This is a genomic window from Klebsiella sp. C239 (assembly GCF_048822715.1).
Taxonomy (GTDB): Bacteria; Pseudomonadota; Gammaproteobacteria; order Enterobacterales; family Enterobacteriaceae; genus Klebsiella; species Klebsiella quasipneumoniae.
Genome location: NZ_JBMEZK010000003.1, coordinates 355,277 through 371,476 on the forward strand (window position 1 = coordinate 355,277; position 16,200 = coordinate 371,476).

Annotated in this window: 15 protein-coding genes; 10 read left to right on the forward strand and 5 right to left on the reverse strand. The window is 59.7% G+C overall.

Features of this window, described 5'->3' with window-relative positions; genetic code table 11:
- Positions 1-176: 176 nt before the first annotated feature.
- Genes ACOI6Z_RS10565 through ACOI6Z_RS10575 form a run of 3 tightly spaced genes read right to left on the reverse strand, consistent with a single transcriptional unit; the run spans position 177 to position 7,138 of the window.
- Positions 177-3,269, reverse strand: a complete 3,093-nt coding sequence (locus tag ACOI6Z_RS10565) for an efflux RND transporter permease subunit (protein ID WP_048296972.1) — start codon at positions 3,267-3,269, stop codon at positions 177-179.
- A gap of 13 nt (positions 3,270-3,282) precedes the next feature.
- Positions 3,283-4,362 (reverse strand): efflux RND transporter periplasmic adaptor subunit, encoded by a 1,080-nt coding sequence (locus ACOI6Z_RS10570; protein WP_087827243.1) that lies wholly within the window; start codon positions 4,360-4,362, stop codon positions 3,283-3,285.
- Positions 4,363-4,414: 52 nt separating this feature from the next.
- Complete coding sequence (locus ACOI6Z_RS10575; RefSeq protein ID WP_023288734.1) at positions 4,415-7,138, reverse strand: cation-transporting P-type ATPase; 2,724 nt, start codon at positions 7,136-7,138, stop codon at positions 4,415-4,417.
- Between the two features lie 501 nt (positions 7,139-7,639).
- On the opposite strand from ACOI6Z_RS10575, the gene ACOI6Z_RS10580 reads away from it, so the two are divergent.
- Positions 7,640-7,888 carry a DUF1158 domain-containing protein gene (locus ACOI6Z_RS10580; protein WP_002893037.1) on the forward strand — a complete coding sequence of 83 codons (249 nt, stop codon included), beginning with the start codon at positions 7,640-7,642 and terminating at the stop codon, positions 7,886-7,888.
- Between the two features lie 17 nt (positions 7,889-7,905).
- Here ACOI6Z_RS10580 and ACOI6Z_RS10585 read toward each other — a convergent pair whose 3' ends face one another.
- Together ACOI6Z_RS10585 and ACOI6Z_RS10590 are read right to left on the reverse strand one after the other, a co-directional pair.
- Positions 7,906-8,247 (reverse strand): RamA family antibiotic efflux transcriptional regulator, encoded by a 342-nt coding sequence (locus ACOI6Z_RS10585; protein WP_004202492.1) that lies wholly within the window; start codon positions 8,245-8,247, stop codon positions 7,906-7,908.
- Positions 8,248-8,277: 30 nt separating this feature from the next.
- Positions 8,278-9,393, reverse strand: a complete 1,116-nt coding sequence (locus ACOI6Z_RS10590) for an MBL fold metallo-hydrolase (protein ID WP_420687280.1) — start codon at positions 9,391-9,393, stop codon at positions 8,278-8,280.
- A gap of 179 nt (positions 9,394-9,572) precedes the next feature.
- Between ACOI6Z_RS10590 and ACOI6Z_RS10595 the strand changes: the two genes are divergently transcribed.
- From ACOI6Z_RS10595 to ACOI6Z_RS10635, 9 genes are all read left to right on the forward strand, one after another.
- On the forward strand, positions 9,573-10,157 hold the full coding sequence (locus tag ACOI6Z_RS10595; RefSeq protein ID WP_023288732.1) for a TetR/AcrR family transcriptional regulator: 585 nt from the start codon (positions 9,573-9,575) through the stop codon (positions 10,155-10,157).
- The gene (locus ACOI6Z_RS10600) at positions 10,154-10,522 is read left to right on the forward strand and encodes an MmcQ/YjbR family DNA-binding protein (RefSeq protein WP_101990211.1); all 369 of its coding nucleotides are present in this window, start codon (positions 10,154-10,156) and stop codon (positions 10,520-10,522) included. The genes ACOI6Z_RS10595 and ACOI6Z_RS10600 overlap by 4 nt, the downstream gene beginning before the upstream one ends.
- A 119-nt stretch (positions 10,523-10,641) precedes the next feature.
- Positions 10,642-11,295 carry an oxygen-insensitive NAD(P)H nitroreductase gene (gene nfsB / locus ACOI6Z_RS10605; RefSeq protein WP_023288731.1) on the forward strand — a complete coding sequence of 218 codons (654 nt, stop codon included), beginning with the start codon at positions 10,642-10,644 and terminating at the stop codon, positions 11,293-11,295.
- A 248-nt stretch (positions 11,296-11,543) separates the two neighbouring features.
- Entirely contained in the window at positions 11,544-11,978 is a 435-nt protein-coding gene (locus ACOI6Z_RS10610; protein ID WP_048296967.1) for a PTS sugar transporter subunit IIA, read from the forward strand.
- Positions 11,971-12,441, forward strand: a complete 471-nt coding sequence (locus tag ACOI6Z_RS10615) for a PTS sugar transporter subunit IIB (RefSeq protein ID WP_023288730.1) — start codon at positions 11,971-11,973, stop codon at positions 12,439-12,441. Before ACOI6Z_RS10610 ends, ACOI6Z_RS10615 begins: the two co-directional genes overlap by 8 nt.
- A gap of 14 nt (positions 12,442-12,455) precedes the next feature.
- Positions 12,456-13,199, forward strand: a complete 744-nt coding sequence (locus ACOI6Z_RS10620; protein ID WP_004183295.1) for a PTS mannose/fructose/sorbose/N-acetylgalactosamine transporter subunit IIC — start codon at positions 12,456-12,458, stop codon at positions 13,197-13,199.
- Positions 13,200-13,201: 2 nt separating this feature from the next.
- Entirely contained in the window at positions 13,202-14,056 is an 855-nt protein-coding gene (locus ACOI6Z_RS10625; protein WP_004099982.1) for a PTS system mannose/fructose/sorbose family transporter subunit IID, read from the forward strand.
- A gap of 17 nt (positions 14,057-14,073) precedes the next feature.
- A complete protein-coding gene (locus ACOI6Z_RS10630; RefSeq protein ID WP_048296965.1) occupies positions 14,074-15,135 on the forward strand; it encodes an SIS domain-containing protein in 1,062 nt (353 codons plus the stop codon).
- Between the two features lie 64 nt (positions 15,136-15,199).
- Complete coding sequence (locus tag ACOI6Z_RS10635; protein WP_004202478.1) at positions 15,200-16,186, forward strand: SIS domain-containing protein; 987 nt, start codon at positions 15,200-15,202, stop codon at positions 16,184-16,186.
- The last annotated feature ends 14 nt before the right edge of the window (positions 16,187-16,200 follow it).

Genomic DNA, 16,200 nt, shown 5'->3' on the forward strand with positions numbered 1-16,200 from the left:
GGGGGAGACGGTTTTCTCCCCCTTTACCCGTTCACCAGCGAAGGACTACCCTTTTCTGCCAAACGCAACGTGAACGGAAAATTCCCCCTAACCCCGGCTCTCCCCAAAGGGAGAGGGGACCGCCCGGTAGTCGTTGTAGCCTGGGGTATCCCCGTTACCGACCGGTAGCGCCGCGCTTACCCCCGCCGATGCGCCCACTCGCGCATACGCTGAAACAGCACATACAGCGAAGGAATAAACAGGATGCCAACCATCGTCGCCACCAGCATCCCGCTGAACACCGTGGTGCCGATGATCCGCCGGCTCTGCGCCCCGGCGCCGGTGGCGAGCATCATCGGCATGATGCCGATAATAAACGACACCGCGGTCATCATCACCGCGCGGAAGCGGCGGGTGGCGCCCTCGCGCGCGGCGTCGACTATCGACAGCCCCTCCTCGCGCCGGCTGCGGGCGAACTCAACGATCAGAATCGCATTCTTCGCCGCCAGGGCGATCAGCAGCACCAGCCCTATCTGGACATACACATCGTTGGCATAGCCCGCCGTCCACAGCCAGACCAGCGCTCCGCCGATGGCGAACAGCACCGAGAGCATGACGCTCGCCGGCAGCGTCCAGCTTTCATACTGCGCCACCAGGAACAGCCACGCCATCGCCACCGCAGCCAGCACGATCCACACCGCCTGATTGCCGGTCTGCTGCTCCTGCCAGGAGATCCCGCTCCAGGCGTAGTCATACCCCGGCGGCAGATGGGCCTGCAAAATCTGCTCCATGGCCGCCATCGCCGTGCGGCTGCTGACCCCCTCGGCCGCTGAACCGCTCACCGACACGGACGGGAACTGGTTGTACTGCTGAATAAACGGCGCCCCCACCGTCGGCGTAATGGTGACCAGATTGCTCAACCGCACCCGCTCGCCGTCGCGGCTGCGGACGTACAGCTCGCTAATCTGCTCAGCCCGCTCGCGCCACTGCATCTCATTTTGCATCACCACATGATAGACACGGTTGTTAAGACTGAAATCGCCGGCGCGCGTGCCGCCGAACGCCGTCTGCAGGCTGCTGAAGATCTGCGCCACCGGCACATCCAGCAGCGCCGCCCGATCGCGGTCGACCGTCAGGGTCAGCTGCGGCACGTTGCTGCTCCAGGTGGTAAATACCCGGCTCAGCTGCGGATGCTGGTTCGCCAGCTGAAGGATCTCCCGCGTCACCTGCTCCAGCTCCGCCGACGACTGACCGGCCTGCGCCAGAATGCGCAGATCAAACCCCGAGGCATTGCCCAGGCCCGGCAGGGTCGGCGGCGCGAAGGTCATGATCGTCGCCTCCGGCAGCGACAGCAGCTGGCGCTGAATATCCGCCATCACCGTATCCAGCGGCGGCCGCTGATGCCAGTCCTTGAGCATCACCGAGATAAACCCGCCGTTAGCGGCGCTGGTGCCGTTGAGAATGTTGAAGCCGGACACCTGAATCACATCCTCCACCGCCGGGTTAGCCGTCAGCAGCTTGCGCGCCTGGGCCATCACCGCTTCGGTACGCTCCAGCGACGCCGCCTCCGGCAGCTGCACACTGGCAAACAGGTAGCCCTGATCTTCCTGCGGCAGGAAGCCTTTCGGCATCGAGGTGAAGCTGAACGCCACCAGCGCGCCCGCCGCCACCGTCGCCGCCAGCGCCAGCCACGGGCGGCGGTTCATCCACCCCACCAGCCGGCCATAGCCGTCGCGGGTGCCGTCGAGAAGACGGTTAAACGCCCGCCACACTGCCGCCGGCCGGGCGGGTCGCGGGCGCAGCAGCAGCGCGCAGAGGGCCGGGGTCAGGGTTAACGCCACCAGGCTCGACAGGGCCACCGCGGTGGAGAGCGTCACGGCAAACTGCCGATACAGCTCGCCGACGATCCCCGGGAGCAGCGCCACCGGCACAAACACCGCCAACAGCACCAGGGTCGTGGCGATCACCGGCCCGGCGATCTGCCGCAGCGCCTGGGCGGTGGCCTGCAGGCGATCCAGTCCTTCCGCCATTTTGGTTTCGACATTCTCCACCACCACAATGGCGTCATCCACCACCATCGTCAGGGCAAGAATAATCGCGAACAGGCTGAGGGTGTTGGCGCTGTAGCCCAGCAGATAGAGCACCGCAAAGGTGCCGATCAGTGACACCGGGATCGCCAGGGCCACGATCAGCGTCGCCCGCCAGCTCTGCAGGAACAGCGACACCACCACCACCACCGCCAGCAGGGTCAGCGCCAGCGAGACGCCGATCTCTTTGATCGTCGCCGCCACAAAGCGGGTGGTATCGAACTTCACCTCCCAGGTGAGATCCGCCGGAAAGCGAGTGTGCAGGCGGTTAAGCTCCGCGCGCACCGCGCTGGCGACCTGCAGGGCGTTGGCGGTAGGCGTCGGATAGATCCCCAGATAGGCCGACGCTTTACCGTTCAGCTGCGCGCCGGAGCTGTAGCTGCGGGCGCCCAGCTCGATGGTCGCCACGTCGGCGAGGCGCACGAGCTGCCCCTGCGCGCCGCGGCGGAGGATAATCTCGCCAAAGCTGGCCGCCTCGTTCAGACGCCCCAGTCCGTTGATGGTCAGCGTCTGCTGCTGGCCGTTGAACACCGGTGGGGTGCCCACCTGCCCCGCCGCCCCCTGCACATTCTGCTCGCGCAGCGCCTGGGCAACGTCATCCGTAGTGATGTTAAGGGCGTTCATGCGGTCCGGGCGCAGCCAGATGCGCATGCTGTAATCCCGGGCGCCAAACATCTGCACCTCGCCGACGCCGGGCAGGCGGGCCAGCGCCTCGCGCACCTGGGTGCTGGCGTAATTGCTGACAAACAGCGGCGACAGCGTGCCCAGCGGCGAGTAAAGGCTTACCCCCATCAGCAGGTTGCTGGCGCGCTTGCGCACCTGGACGCCATTCTGCTGCACTTCCGCCGGAAGCTGCGCCAGCGCCTGCGCCACCCGGTTTTGCACGTCGATCGCCGCCAGATCGGCATCGGTGCCTGCCGCGAAGGTGATACTCAGGCGGTACGTCCCCTCGTCCGAGCTGGTGGACTCCATATACAGCATATGATCGACGCCGTTGAGCTGGGTCTCCAGCGGGGCGGCGATGGCCTCCGCCACGTCTGACGCGCTGGCGCCCGGCCAGCTGGCGGTGACGTTCACCACCGGGGGCGTGATCGCCGGGTATTGCTCCACCGGGATCAGCTTCAGCGATACCGCGCCGACAAAGGTCAGCAGCAGCGCGATCACCATCGCAAATCGCGGACGACGGATAAAAAAGGTCAGCATCCCCTCTCCTTAGCTAGTTCAGCACCTGCACCGCGGCGCCTTCGCGCAGCCGCTGCGCGCCGTCAGTGATCACCTGCTCGCCCGCCTGCAGCCCTTTCTCGACCGCAAACTGCTGCCCCTGTTGCCCCGCAAGGGTCAGACGACGCTGCCCGGCGGTGTGGTCCGGCTTCAGCACCCAGCTGAAAAAGCCCTGCGGATCCTGCTGCACGGCGGCAGCCGGGATCATCACCCGCGACGACAGCGCTTGCGGACGGAACAGGATCGTCACGCTGCCGCCCGGCAGCAGACGGTGCTGCGGATTGGCAAACTCCGCCCGCACCGCCACGCTGCCGGTGCGGGCGTCGATCCGGTTATCGATGGAGGTCAACACGCCGTCGCGCCGTTTGCCATCCACGTCAATTTGCGCCAGCCATGCCTGCTTCAGGGCGTGGATGTCGGCATGCTGGCCGGTTTTGCTGAAAAACGCGGCTTCGTCGAGGGCAAACGACACCCGTACCGGATCGAGCTGCACGATGTCCGCCAGCACCCCGCTGGACGGGTTGACCAGCGTCCCGACGTGAAAGGCGCTGTGGCCCACCCGCCCGGTCACCGGCGCCGCAATCCGGGTATAACCGAGCACAATCTGCTGAGCCTCGACGCGGGCTTTCGCCTGCTGCACGGCGGCGGCGGCGACGTCGCGCTGCATCCGGGCCGTGTCGAGGTCGTTGCGGCTGATGGAGTGGTTGTTGATGAGCCGCTCATAGCGAGTGAGCAGCTGCTGCGACTGGCGTAGCGAGGCTTCGGCGCTTTTCAGCTCGGCCTGCGCCAGGGCCAGCGCCGCGCGGGGCTGCGCGTCGTCGAGGGTAAACAGCAGGTCGCCCTCGGTCACATACTGCCCGTCCTGGAAGTGGCGCTGAACAATCACCCCTTCGGTGCGCGCGCGAATGTCGACGGCGCGGATCGCCTCGACCCGCCCGGGGATGGCGCGTTCTTCAGCGTGAGGAGCCCGTTCTACCGTGGCGATGCGGACCGGCACCGCCGGCGCGGCGGTCGCCGTCAGGACGCTGCCGCCCAGGACGCAGGCCAGCAGCGCAAAGCGAAAGGTGTTAATCATAGAGGATCCTTGCGAAAGTAACGCGCGCCTGCAGCCAGGCGCGCGAGATCGATCAGGCCGTTTTGCGGAACCGGCGCGTCAGACGCTTCTCGACTTCCACCACCAGGAACATGGCGATGCCGATGACCAGGGTGACAAACCAGTAGCGCAGCGGCAGCGCTTCCGTGCCAAACATGCTCTGCATCAGCGGGACATAGATAATCACCAGCTGCATCAGCAGCAGGACACCGGTCACCAGCCAGATGCCTTTATTGCGCAGCAGGCCCATGCTCAGGGAGAAGCTGTCGCTGCTGCGGCAGTTGATCATGTAGACCCACTGCGCCGTCACCAGCATCTGCAGCAGCACGGTGCGGATAAACTCCGGACTGTGGCCGCGCGGCGCCAGCCAGGCCTCAAGGATAAAGGCGGCAATCGCAATCATCGACCCGACGAAAGCCACCCGCCACACGGCGAAACCATCCATCACGTGCTGGCCGGTTTTACGCGGCGGGCGGTTCATCACGTTGCGCTCCGCGGCCTCAAAGGCCAGGCCGAAGGAGAGGGTCGCCGACGTCGCCATGTTCATCCACAGGATCAGCACCGGGGTCAGCGGAATCATGTTCCCCGCCAGCAGGGCGATGATGATCAGCAGCCCCTGCGCCAGGTTGGTCGGCATGATGAAGAGGATGGTCTTCTTCAGGTTGTCATAGACCCGACGGCCCTCTTTCACCGAGCTGGCGATGGTGGCGAAGTTATCATCGGTAAGCACCATGTCAGCCGCCTCTTTGGTGACTTCGGTGCCTTTGATGCCCATGGCGATACCCACGTCGGCCTGGCGCAGCGCCGGCGCGTCGTTGACGCCGTCGCCGGTCATGCCGACCACTTCGCCGTTATCCTGCAGGGCTTTCACCAGGCGCAGCTTATGCTCCGGGCTGGTGCGGGCAAAGATGTCGTACTCCACCGCCGCCTTCGCCAGCGCCGCATCGTCCATGTGCTCCAGCTGGTAGCCGGTCATGGCCTGGCTGCTGTTGGTGATCCCCAGCATCTGGCCGATGCTCATCGCCGTCTGCGGGTGGTCGCCGGTGATCATCTTCACGCGGATGCCGGCGGTCTGGCAGGCGTGGATAGCGTCAATCGCTTCCGGACGCGGGGGATCCATCATCCCGGCGATGCCGAGGAAAATCAGTCCCTCCTGCAGATCCTCATGGTTCAGCGTGGTGGCATCAACGCTGGCCGGCTTACAGGCCGCCGCCACCATGCGCAGCCCCTGACGGGCGAAGCGCGCCATCTCCTCTTCCCAGTACTGCGCCTCGAAGGGCACCGCGCCCTGGCGGGTCATCTGCTCGCGGCACATGGCGAAGATGACGTCCGGCGCACCGGTGATCAGCACCCGGGCGTCGCCATCGATGTGCTGCAGCGTGGACATATATTTGTACTGCGAGTCAAAAGGGATCTTGGCCACCAGACGGGCCTCCACCGCCGGGAGCTGCGCTTTCGCCGCCAGCACCTTCAGCGCCCCTTCGGTTGGCCCGCCGGTGATCCCCCACAGGCCGCGCTCATCCTGGGTAAGCTGGCTGTCGTTGCACAGGTCGATGGTGCGCAGCCAGGTCTCCAGCACGGTACCCGGCTGAACCTGCACGGGCTCATCGCTCCCCTCAAGGAAGATCCGCCCCTGCGGCTCATAGCTGTCGCCTTCCACCCGGTAGCAGCAGTCGGCGGTGATGATCGCCTTGACGGTCATTTCGTTCATCGTCAGGGTGCCGGTTTTATCCGAGCAGACCACGGTCATGGCGCCAAGGGTTTCCACGGTCGGCAGCTTACGGATAATCGCCCGCTTGCGCGCCATCGTCTGCACGCCGAGCGACAGAATAATCGAGATGATCGCCGGCAGTCCCTCCGGTACCGCAGCCACCGCCAGGCTAATCAGCGACAGCAGCAGTTCGCCCATCGGGATGTCCCGCAACGCGAGGCTGAAAATAAACAGCGCCACCATCATGGCGAGGATAATGACGAAAATCGCTTTGCCGAGCTTATCCATCTGCACCAGCAGCGGGGTGCGGTGCTTCTCAATGCCCGCCATCATCTGGTTGATATGGCCGAGTTCGGTCTGCGCGCCGGTGGCGGTCACCACGCCGACGCCGCCGCCGGCGCTGACGGTGGTCCCGGAGAAGACCATGTTCACCCGGTCGCCCAGCGGCAGGTCGCCCTCCAGCGCGTCGGTGATTTTATCCACCACCGTCGACTCGCCGGTGAGGATCGCCTCTTCCACCCGCAGGTTGTGCGTTTCAATCAGCCGCATATCCGCCGGCACGCGGTCGCCGGCGCGCAGGATAACGATATCCCCCGGAACCAGGTCGCGCGTCGGGATAGTCTCATGTTTGCCGTTACGCTGGACGCGGGCATCGCTGGAGAGCATGTTGCGGATCCCCTGCAGGGATTTTTCGGCGTTGCTCTCCTGGATATGGCCGATCAGGGCGTTAATCACCGTCACGCCAAGGATCACCAGGGTATCGACCCAGTGCCCCATGATGGCGGTGAGCGCCGCGGCGGCCAGCAGCACATAAATCAGTACGTCGTTAAAGTGGGCGAGAAAGCGCAGCCAGGCCGGTTTTCCCTTCTTTTCCGGCAGCGCGTTCGGCCCGCAGGTATTCAGGCGCTCGGCGGCGTCTGCGGAACTTAACCCAGCGGCCTGGCTTTTGGTCTGCGCCAGCACTGCGTCAACGGTCTGCTGCCAGACCTGCCGTGGCGCGGTGTCGCCCGAGGGCGTCGTAAACTTTGGGTTATTCATCTTGGTCAAATTACATTTTCCTTATAAATTCCGTGAGTCGGAAAGCCTGAAATCATTCCTGGCCAATGCAATAAAAGGTGGCGAAAAAGCCGATAAAAATGTGAACCATTACAAGCCTAAATTTTTCGCAAAATAAAAAATATGTGGTAAGTTAATTCCACGAACCAACTATTACAGAATATTAATAAACCAAAACTAAACGAGGTCAAATATGTTTGGAATCTACCGCGGACGCCGTCTGGCGCTGTACATCCTGCTGGCCATCATCGCTGCCACGCTGGTGGGGTATAGCACTTATAGTTTTGTAAAAGCGCTGGCATAATAATGACGTTAATTTACAAGCAACGGGATTTAATTTAATTACAAATTATTTCAGATTAATTAACATGCGAAGACAACGCAGGCAATAATATTAAACAGAGGCGCATTAAGGCGAGTAAAATACAAAGCATATTGCGTTAGGTGTTATTTTGCCGGACAATATGTTTTTTAACTGATGATTAACATGACATGAAACATCCGCTGGAAACGCTCCTCTCCGCCGCCGGGATCTTACTGCTGGCCCTGCTCTCTTGTCTGCTGTTGCCCGCGCCGTCGCTGGGCCTGACGCTGGCGCAAAAGCTGGTTGAGACATTCCATATGATGGATCTCAACCAGCTTTATACCGTGCTGTTTTGTCTGTGGTTCCTGGCGCTGGGCGCCATTGAGTATCTGGTGCTGCGCTGGGTGTGGCGTCGCTGGTTTTCCCTCGAACGCTAAATCAGGAAGGGCGCGCCTCAGTGGGCGCGGCTGTGGTTCTCTTTACGGTAGGCGCCCGGCGGCAGATTGAAGGTCCGGGTGAAGACGCGGGTAAAGGTCTGCTGCGAATCGAAGCCATACTTCAGGCAGATATCGTAGACCCGCTGATCGGTGTCGCGCAGATCGCGGGCGGCCAGCAGCAGCTTCCTTTCGCGTATATAGCGCCCCAGGCTCTCCCCTTTATACTGTAAAAACAGCCGTTGCAGATGCCATTTCGAATACCCGGCATGGCGAGCGATATCATCAATACGCAGCGGTTGATGCAGGTTGTCATCAATCCACTCGACGATAGTGTCAATCACCTGAGCGGAAATCGTCATATGCTCTCTCCTCTGATACTGCACTGGCGCTTAGCGCCACCAGGCGTTAAATGATTGCGTCTTATCGGCGACCCACACCGGCTCGCCCTGCACAGGCGTCAGCAGACGCCAGCCCCTTCCTTCGCTGGCAGCCGCCAGCCGTTGATACGGTTCATCCCAGCTGTGTTTCGCCAAAACGAATCGTCCTGCATGCCCAGGCAGCACCGCGCGAGCGCGCAGGTCATCGGCAGCCTGAGCCGTTTCATCCGGCATCATGTGGATATATTTCCAGTCCTGGTCATACTGTCCGTTCTCCATGATCGCCAGATCGATCGGACCGAACTCATCGCCTATCGCTTTAAAGTGCGGCCCATACCCGCTGTCGCCGCTGTAATAAATCTTTTGCTGCGGGGTAACGAACAGAAAACTGGCCCACAGCGTCTGGTTGCGCTTCAGCTCACGGCCGGAAAAGTGCCGCGCCGGCAGGACGTGGACGCTGAGCTCATCGCTAACCGGAATCGCCTGCTGCCAGTCCGCTTCGGTAATCAGCGCCCCGTCCATTCCCCAGTAGCGCAGGTGCGACCCAACCCCCAGCGGCGTAATGACCCGCTTAATTTTCGGCAGCAGAGCGCGGATGGTGGCGTAATCCAGATGGTCGTAGTGATCGTGGGAGACGATCAGCAGATCGATCGCCGGCATCCCTTCCGCTCGCCACGGATAATCGCCGGGGAAGGCTTTATTGATAAAGGAGAACGGCGCCGCGTAATCGCTGAACACCGGGTCGATCAGGATGCGTTTTCCCGCCAGCTGCAGATACCAGGAAGAGTGGCCGAGCCAGACCATCACGTCCTGCCCGAGGGGCAGCGTCGCCAGATCGGTTTTCACCAGCGGCAGCGGCTGCGCGGGACGGGCGTTTTCCCGTTTGGTCATCAAAAAATCCCACCACGCCGCCAGCATATTTTTCTGCCCGGTGAATCCCGGCGTGGGCAGCTGGTTATGGAACTGGCCGTCCCGGTAGTGGGGAGACGCTTCCACCTGGCTAAGCTGTGCCCCCTGCGGCGCCTTACCAAAACCGGCATTGAGGACAAACGGCAATGTCGTTGCTGCTGCGAGTAACATGATGGCGACCACGCTGAAAGTGACACGGTTCATATCCTGACCAGACAAAAGCCCCCATCCCGGAGGCTTTATGATATAACTTGATTATGAGTGAGTACGCACTCATTATTAGGAATGTGATGAAAGTCGTCAAGACGATTTTCAATTTTTGCGTTCCGCCGTTGCAGCGACCTGGTCAGACGTGCAAAGATCGGCGGTTTGTTTAAACCTGCGTGAGGAAAAATGTAGTGGCTCGTCCAAAGAGTGAAGATAAAAAGCAAGCGTTACTGGAAGCTGCCGCCGCGGCTTTCGCCCAGTCCGGCATCGCCGCCTCAACGTCGGCCATCGCCCGCAGCGCCGGGGTTGCCGAGGGGACGCTGTTTCGCTATTTCGCCACCAAGGATGAGTTGCTCAACGAACTGTACCTCGCCATTAAGCTGCGCCTGGTGCGGATGATGATCGCCGGGCTGGATCCGGACGAAAAGCGCCCGAAAGAGAACGCGCGCAATATCTGGAACAGCTATATCGACTGGGGCGTGCGCAACCCGATGGAGCACAAGGCGATCCGCCGGATGGCGCTCAGCGAGCGCATCACGGACGAAACCCGCCGCCAGGTGAAAGAGAGTTTTCCGGAGCTCAACGAAATGTGCCAGCTGTCGGTGAAAGAGATATTCCTCAGCGAAGCGTATCGCGCCTTTGGCGATGCCCTGTTTCTGTCGCTGGCGGAAACCACTATCGAATTCGCCAGCCACGATCCGCAGCGCGCCCGGGAGATTATCGCCCTCGGTTTTGAAGCCATGTGGAACGCCCTGCATGAGGCGGACGCCAAATGACGCCGGAAACGCTGCACCCCCGCGCCCACCGTATCGCCCTGACCTACCCGTTTACCGAGCACTGCTGGCCCTTTGGGCCGGAGTACGACGTGTTTAAGGTCGACGGCCGCATCTTTATGATCACCATGACCATTCGCGGCCGGGCGCTGGTCAACCTCAAGGCCGAGCCGCAGAAGTCGCTGCTCAATCAGGAAATTTATCGCAGTATCGAACCGGGCTACCATATGAACAAGAAACACTGGATCACGGTGGTGCCGGGGGACGACATCAGCGAGGATCTGCTGGCCGAGCTGATTGACGACTCATGGCATCAGGTGGTGAACAAGCTGAGCAAAAAGGCCCAGCAGCGCCTGCGTCCGCGCTGATTTTCAGCCAAACGCGATAAGTGTTATCGCATTTTTCACCCTTATCATTTGGCGATCTTCGCTGTACTCTTCCTCTCCTGAACGCACCGGTAAGGTGCTGTAAACTGTGAGGAAGAGTTATGGATATCGTATCGGTCGCTTTGAAGCGCTATTCCACCAAGGCCTTTGACGCCACGAAAAAGCTGACTGCCGGGGAAGCGGAACAGCTGAAAACGCTGCTGCAGTACAGCCCGTCTAGCACCAACTCCCAGCCGTGGCACTTTATCGTCGCCAGCACCGATGAAGGGAAAGCCCGCGTGGCGAAAGCCGCCAGCGGTACCTACGTGTTCAACGAACGTAAAATTCTCGACGCCTCGCACGTGGTGGTGTTCTGCGCGAAAACCGCGATGGACGACGCCTGGCTGCAGCGCGTCGTGGATCAGGAAGAGGCCGATGGCCGTTTCGCCACCCCGGACGCAAAAGCCGCTAACCATAAGGGTCGCACTTTCTTTGCCGATATGCACCGCAAAGAGCTGAAGGATGACGATCAGTGGATGGCGAAGCAGGTGTATCTCAACGTCGGCAATTTCCTGCTGGGCGTAGCGGCGATGGGTCTCGACGCCGTGCCGATTGAAGGGGTTGATTTTGCGATCCTCGATGAGGAATTTGACCTGAAAGCCCAGGGCTACACCAGCCTGGTGGTGGTCCCGGTCGGCCATCATAGCGTTGAAGACTTTAACGCCTCCCTGCCGAAGTCGCGTCTGCCGCAGTCGACGACGATTACCGAGATTTAATTCCCTTCTGCCGGGAACGCCCGGGCCATGGCGCAGCAGCGTCTCGCCCGGGACTTTCTTCCCCCACTCTTTCCCCCTCTTTTTCTGCCGTTTGTGCCAGGTTTCTGGCGCTAATAAGCCCGCTTGTGCCAGGAATAACGTCTTTAGTGTGAACCAGCCGCTTTAATTAATTGATAATTAATATTTTTTATTTCTGGCACGCCCTTTGCTCTTAACAGATACCGCTATCTGGATGAAGGAGAAACCGGGTGAAACATATCTATGTGGCCAGCCACGGCCATTTTGCTCGCGGACTGGTGAACAGTTTGTCGCTGCTGATTGGTGACGAACACGGCGTTATCCCGGTCTGCGCCTATGACGAAGATATCGTGACCACCGAACAGCTGGAGCAAACCCTGGAGCATCTCATCGTCCAGGCGAATGGTGATGAAGTGGTGATCTTTACCGACCTGCTTGGCGGCAGTATCAACAATAGCGCCGTGAGCGTCTTGATGCGTCATCGTAACGTTTTCGTGGTCGCCGGCATCAATCTGACTCTGCTGCTGGAGTTTCTGCTGTGCGAAGAAGCCACTACCGAGTCCGCGATTGTCTACGCCACCAGCGCGGCGCGTGAATCCATTGTTTTCATCAACCCTCTACTAACACAACCATCCTCTGACCCACAGGGAGAATCTCATGATTAAACTCGTGCGCATTGATTATCGGCTGCTGCACGGCCAGGTGGTTTTTGCCTGGACCCGAGCGCTGGATATCGATCATATCATCGTCGCTAACGCCAAAGCCGCGGCGGATGCCTTCATTACGATGTCGCTTAACCTGGCCAAGCCGGCGGGCGTCACGCTGGACATCGCCACCGTTGAACAGGCGGCGGAAAAGCTTAACGGCGGCAAGTTGGATCATAAAAAAGTCATGGTGGTCCTTGGCAATACTGCTGAAACCCTCGCGCTGGTAGAAAAAGTCCCGGGAATTAGCGCAATTAATTACGGCGGTCTGCCACAGAAGGAAGGGGCAAGACAATTCGGCAAGGCCATCTATCTGACCGAAGAGGAAATCGCCCATAGCAGAGCGCTAAAAGAAAAAGGCATTCGGCTGGAGATGCGTCAGGTACCCGCCCACTCGGCTGAACTCCTTAACGACCAACTTTAACTTCGGAGGTCACTATGTTGCTCACCGCAACGTTACTCGGACTGATTGCCGCCCTGGGGATCCTCGATGGCCGCCTGCTTGGGGTATCGATGATCGACCGGCCGCTGGTGATGTGCGCCCTCACCGGTCTGGTCTGCGGCAATCTGCATGAGGGGATTCTGATTGGCGCTACGCTGGAGCTTATTTTTCTCGGCAACGTCGCCATCGGCGCCGCGCACCCACCCGATATCGTGACCGGCTCCGTACTGGCGACCGCGTTTTCGATCATGTCCGGCCGCGGTCCGGAGGCTGCGCTCACCATCGCCATTCCTGTTTCAATGCTGGCGCAGACGCTGGGCATCCTGGTGCGCGTGGTGAACGCCCGCTTCGGTCATCTGGCGGACCGCTATGCGGCGCAAGGTAATACCCGGATGGTCGGCCTGATGCACCTCGCCGGTCCGACGCTACTCTATTTTTTAAACGGATTTCTACCGGTTTTTTTCGCCATCCTGCTTGGCTCTTCGGCGGTAAGCTGGTTCCTGGAGGCCATTCCGCCGGTGATCACCAACGGATTGATCGTCGCCAGTAAGATCCTGCCAGCGCTCGGTTTCGCCCTGCTGATCAGCATGATGCTCAGCAGCAAACTGATGCCGTACCTCGGTCTGGGATTTCTGATAGCGGCATATACCAAACTGGATATCATCGCCATCGCGCTATTCGCCGTGGTGTTGGCTTTTATCATCAGCCAGTTTCTTAATCTTAAGCAGCAGGAGAGCTAATCATGAGTGAAATGACGCAGACCCTGTCAGGCGCCGCCCAGCCGCAAAGCGATGACGCAAGCCGGGTCACCGCTCGGGATTTACGCAGCGTGTTCTGGCGCTCCTTTACGCTGCAGGGCTCGTGGAACTACGAGCGCCAGCAGCATATGGGTTACGCCTTCGCAATGTCGCCGGCCCTGAAGCGCATCTATCAGGACCCGACGGAACTGGGGCGCGCCCTGCAGCGCCATCTGGTGCTGTTTAACACTACGCCGCACCTCTCCACCTTTATCTTCGGCTTGTCGATCGCTATGGAAGAGGAGAATCAACGCAATCCCGAATTTAATGAAGAATCAATAAACGCGATTAAAACCAGCCTGATGGGGCCTCTGGCGGGTATCGGTGACTCCATATTCTGGGGGTCATTGAAGGTGATTGCCGCCGGGATGGGGATTTATTTCGCCCAGCAGGGCAGCCTCCTGGGACCGATAATGGCGTTGTTAGTTTATAACCTACCGCATCTGTTGTGCCGCTGGTATGGGCTGAAGCTCGGCTATCGGGCTGGCACCACCTGGCTGATGCGGATTTACCAAAGCGGACTCATGGATCGGGTCACCTATATCGCGTCAATCGTTGGCCTGATGGTCGTCGGCGCGATGACCGCCAGTATGATAGATATCACCACCCCGCTCAGCTTCACTGCCGGGCAGACGACCATGAAGGCGCAGGAGTTTATCGACAAAATACTTCCTTCTCTGCTGCCTCTGCTTTTCACCCTTGGGATGTACAAGCTGATCCGTAAGGGAGTCAACATCAACTGGATCCTGTTAGGCACCATCGCGTTTGGCATGGCGGCCAGCGCGTTAGGCCTGCTTTAAGAAGAGGAATATTACCCATGCACGTAGAAGACTATATGAATGAAACCCCTGCTCGCCTGCTCGCTATGCTAACGCAGACGCGGGAAGATCTCTGGCAAGCGGCGAAAGCGCTGGCGGATCGCGGGATCTCTCGAATCATCCTGACCGGTTCCGGTACGTCTTACCACGGCGCGCTGACCGCGCGGTCGTTTATGCAGCAGTGGTGCGGCATCCCGGTCGATGTGTACTGGCCCTTCCTGCTGGACGAGACGACTCTATCCCTCAGCGACAAAGCGCTGGTCATCGGCATTTCTCAGGGAGGCGGTAGCCTCTCTACTCTCGCCGCAATGGAGCGCGCCCGGGCAGCCGGGCACCTTACCGCTTCCATGGCCGGGGAAGCGCCAGCTGCCATCGACCAGGCGGCAGATTTGATCCTGACGGTCCCCTGTGGAGAAGAGCGCGCCGGCGCCAAAACCAAAGGGTATCACTGCACCATACTCAACCTGATACTGCTTGCGCTTGCCGTCGCCAGTCGCCAGCAGCGCCTGAGCGATGAGGAGCGCAAGGCGCTACTCGTCCGCATGGAGAGGACGTTCAATCATTTGCCGACGCTCATTGAGGCCTCGCAGGCGTGGGTTCTCAATCACGCCCGGCCGCTTATCGACAGCGCGGACATTCGCCTGACCGGTCCGGCAGGGCTGTTTGGCACCGTTCAGGAAGGTGCGCTAAAGATGCTTGAAACGCTACGCTGTCCGGTTGCCGGTTACGAATTTGAGGAGTTCATCCACGGGATCTATAACGCCTTCGACGAACGCTCTACCCTGATCATGCTCGATCCGTTTCCCGATGAGCGTCAGGATCGCCTGGCGGAAATACTTGGCGGCTGGACTCATCATATTTATCGCATTGGTCCACAAGTCGAAAATAACGGCAAAAATATGCCCTTCGCATTTATTAACGATCCCGACTTTGCGATCTTTGAATATATTATTCCGTTACAAATGGTTTGTGCCCGACTGCCGCCAGTGAAGGGCATCGATCCCGCAATACCGAAGGATCCGCAGTTCCACCAGAAAATGAAAAGTAAACAACCCAATTAATTGACGCATAGTAAAAGTTATCCGCTATTCAGCGGAGGACCCGTTACATCCCAAGGAGACCAATATGTCTATAGCTCATAAAAACGCACATACTATTATTCGCGATATTTTATCTAAGCAGCACATTGAGCGGGTATGGTTTGTCGGCTGCGGTGGTTCATTAACCGGTTTCTGGCCAGGGAAATATTTTCTCGATTGTGAAGCGAAAAAGCTGGCCGTCGGCTATGTGACCAGTAATGAATTTGTCCACGCGACGCCGAACGCGTTAGGTAAAAACAGCGTAGTGATCCTCGCCTCGCAGCAGGGCAACACCGCTGAAACGGTGGAAGCCGCCCGCATCGCGCGTCAGAAAGGCGCGGCTACGATTGGACTGGTATATACCCCCGGCACGCCGCTGTGCGAACACAGCGATTACACTATTGAATACTGCTGGGCGCGCTATCCCGAAACCGTCGATCCGACGCAGCAAAAAGCAGCATACAGCCTGTGGCTGGCGCTGGAAGTGCTTGCGCAAACTGAGGGATACGCCCATTACGATGAGATGGTCAGCGCCTTTGCCAGTTTTGAATCCGTGGTACGCGGCGCTCAGCAGCAGGTTCAGGCGGATGCGCGCCATTTTGCCGAAGCCTGGAAGAGCGAAAAGGTCATCTACATGATGGGCAGCGGCCCCTCATTCGGCGCCGCGCATCAGGAATCCATCTGTATTCTGCTCGAGATGCAGTGGATTAACTCCGCAAGCATCCACAGCGGCGAGTATTTCCACGGCCCCTTTGAGATTACCGAAGCGGGAACGCCGTTTATTTTATTAAAAAGCAGCGGCCGCACCCGCCCGCTGGATGACCGCGCGATCCGCTTTATCGAACGTTACCAGGGAAAACTGCAGATTATTGACGTGGAAAAGGTGGGAATCGACACACTGCACGCCAGCGTGCGCGAATATTTCTGCGGCCTGCTGCACAACTGCGTTCTTGATGTGTACAACCTGGCGCTGGCCACCGCCCGCAACCATCCTCTGACCACCCGCCGCTATATGTGGAAAGTCGAATATTGATTCGCTAACCGCCT

Coding starts and splice junctions, on each gene's coding strand:
- ACOI6Z_RS10565 (WP_048296972.1), bottom strand. CDS start 3,269: ATGCTGACCTTTTTTATCCGTCGTCCGCGATTTGCGATGGTGATCGCG.
- ACOI6Z_RS10570 (WP_087827243.1), bottom strand. CDS start 4,362: ATGATTAACACCTTTCGCTTTGCGCTGCTGGCCTGCGTCCTGGGCGGC.
- ACOI6Z_RS10580 (WP_002893037.1), top strand. CDS start 7,640: ATGAAACATCCGCTGGAAACGCTCCTCTCCGCCGCCGGGATCTTACTG.
- ACOI6Z_RS10585 (WP_004202492.1), bottom strand. CDS start 8,247: ATGACGATTTCCGCTCAGGTGATTGACACTATCGTCGAGTGGATTGAT.
- ACOI6Z_RS10600 (WP_101990211.1), top strand. CDS start 10,154: ATGACGCCGGAAACGCTGCACCCCCGCGCCCACCGTATCGCCCTGACC.
- nfsB (WP_023288731.1), top strand. CDS start 10,642: ATGGATATCGTATCGGTCGCTTTGAAGCGCTATTCCACCAAGGCCTTT.
- ACOI6Z_RS10615 (WP_023288730.1), top strand. CDS start 11,971: ATGATTAAACTCGTGCGCATTGATTATCGGCTGCTGCACGGCCAGGTG.
- ACOI6Z_RS10620 (WP_004183295.1), top strand. CDS start 12,456: ATGTTGCTCACCGCAACGTTACTCGGACTGATTGCCGCCCTGGGGATC.
- ACOI6Z_RS10625 (WP_004099982.1), top strand. CDS start 13,202: ATGAGTGAAATGACGCAGACCCTGTCAGGCGCCGCCCAGCCGCAAAGC.
- ACOI6Z_RS10630 (WP_048296965.1), top strand. CDS start 14,074: ATGCACGTAGAAGACTATATGAATGAAACCCCTGCTCGCCTGCTCGCT.
- ACOI6Z_RS10635 (WP_004202478.1), top strand. CDS start 15,200: ATGTCTATAGCTCATAAAAACGCACATACTATTATTCGCGATATTTTA.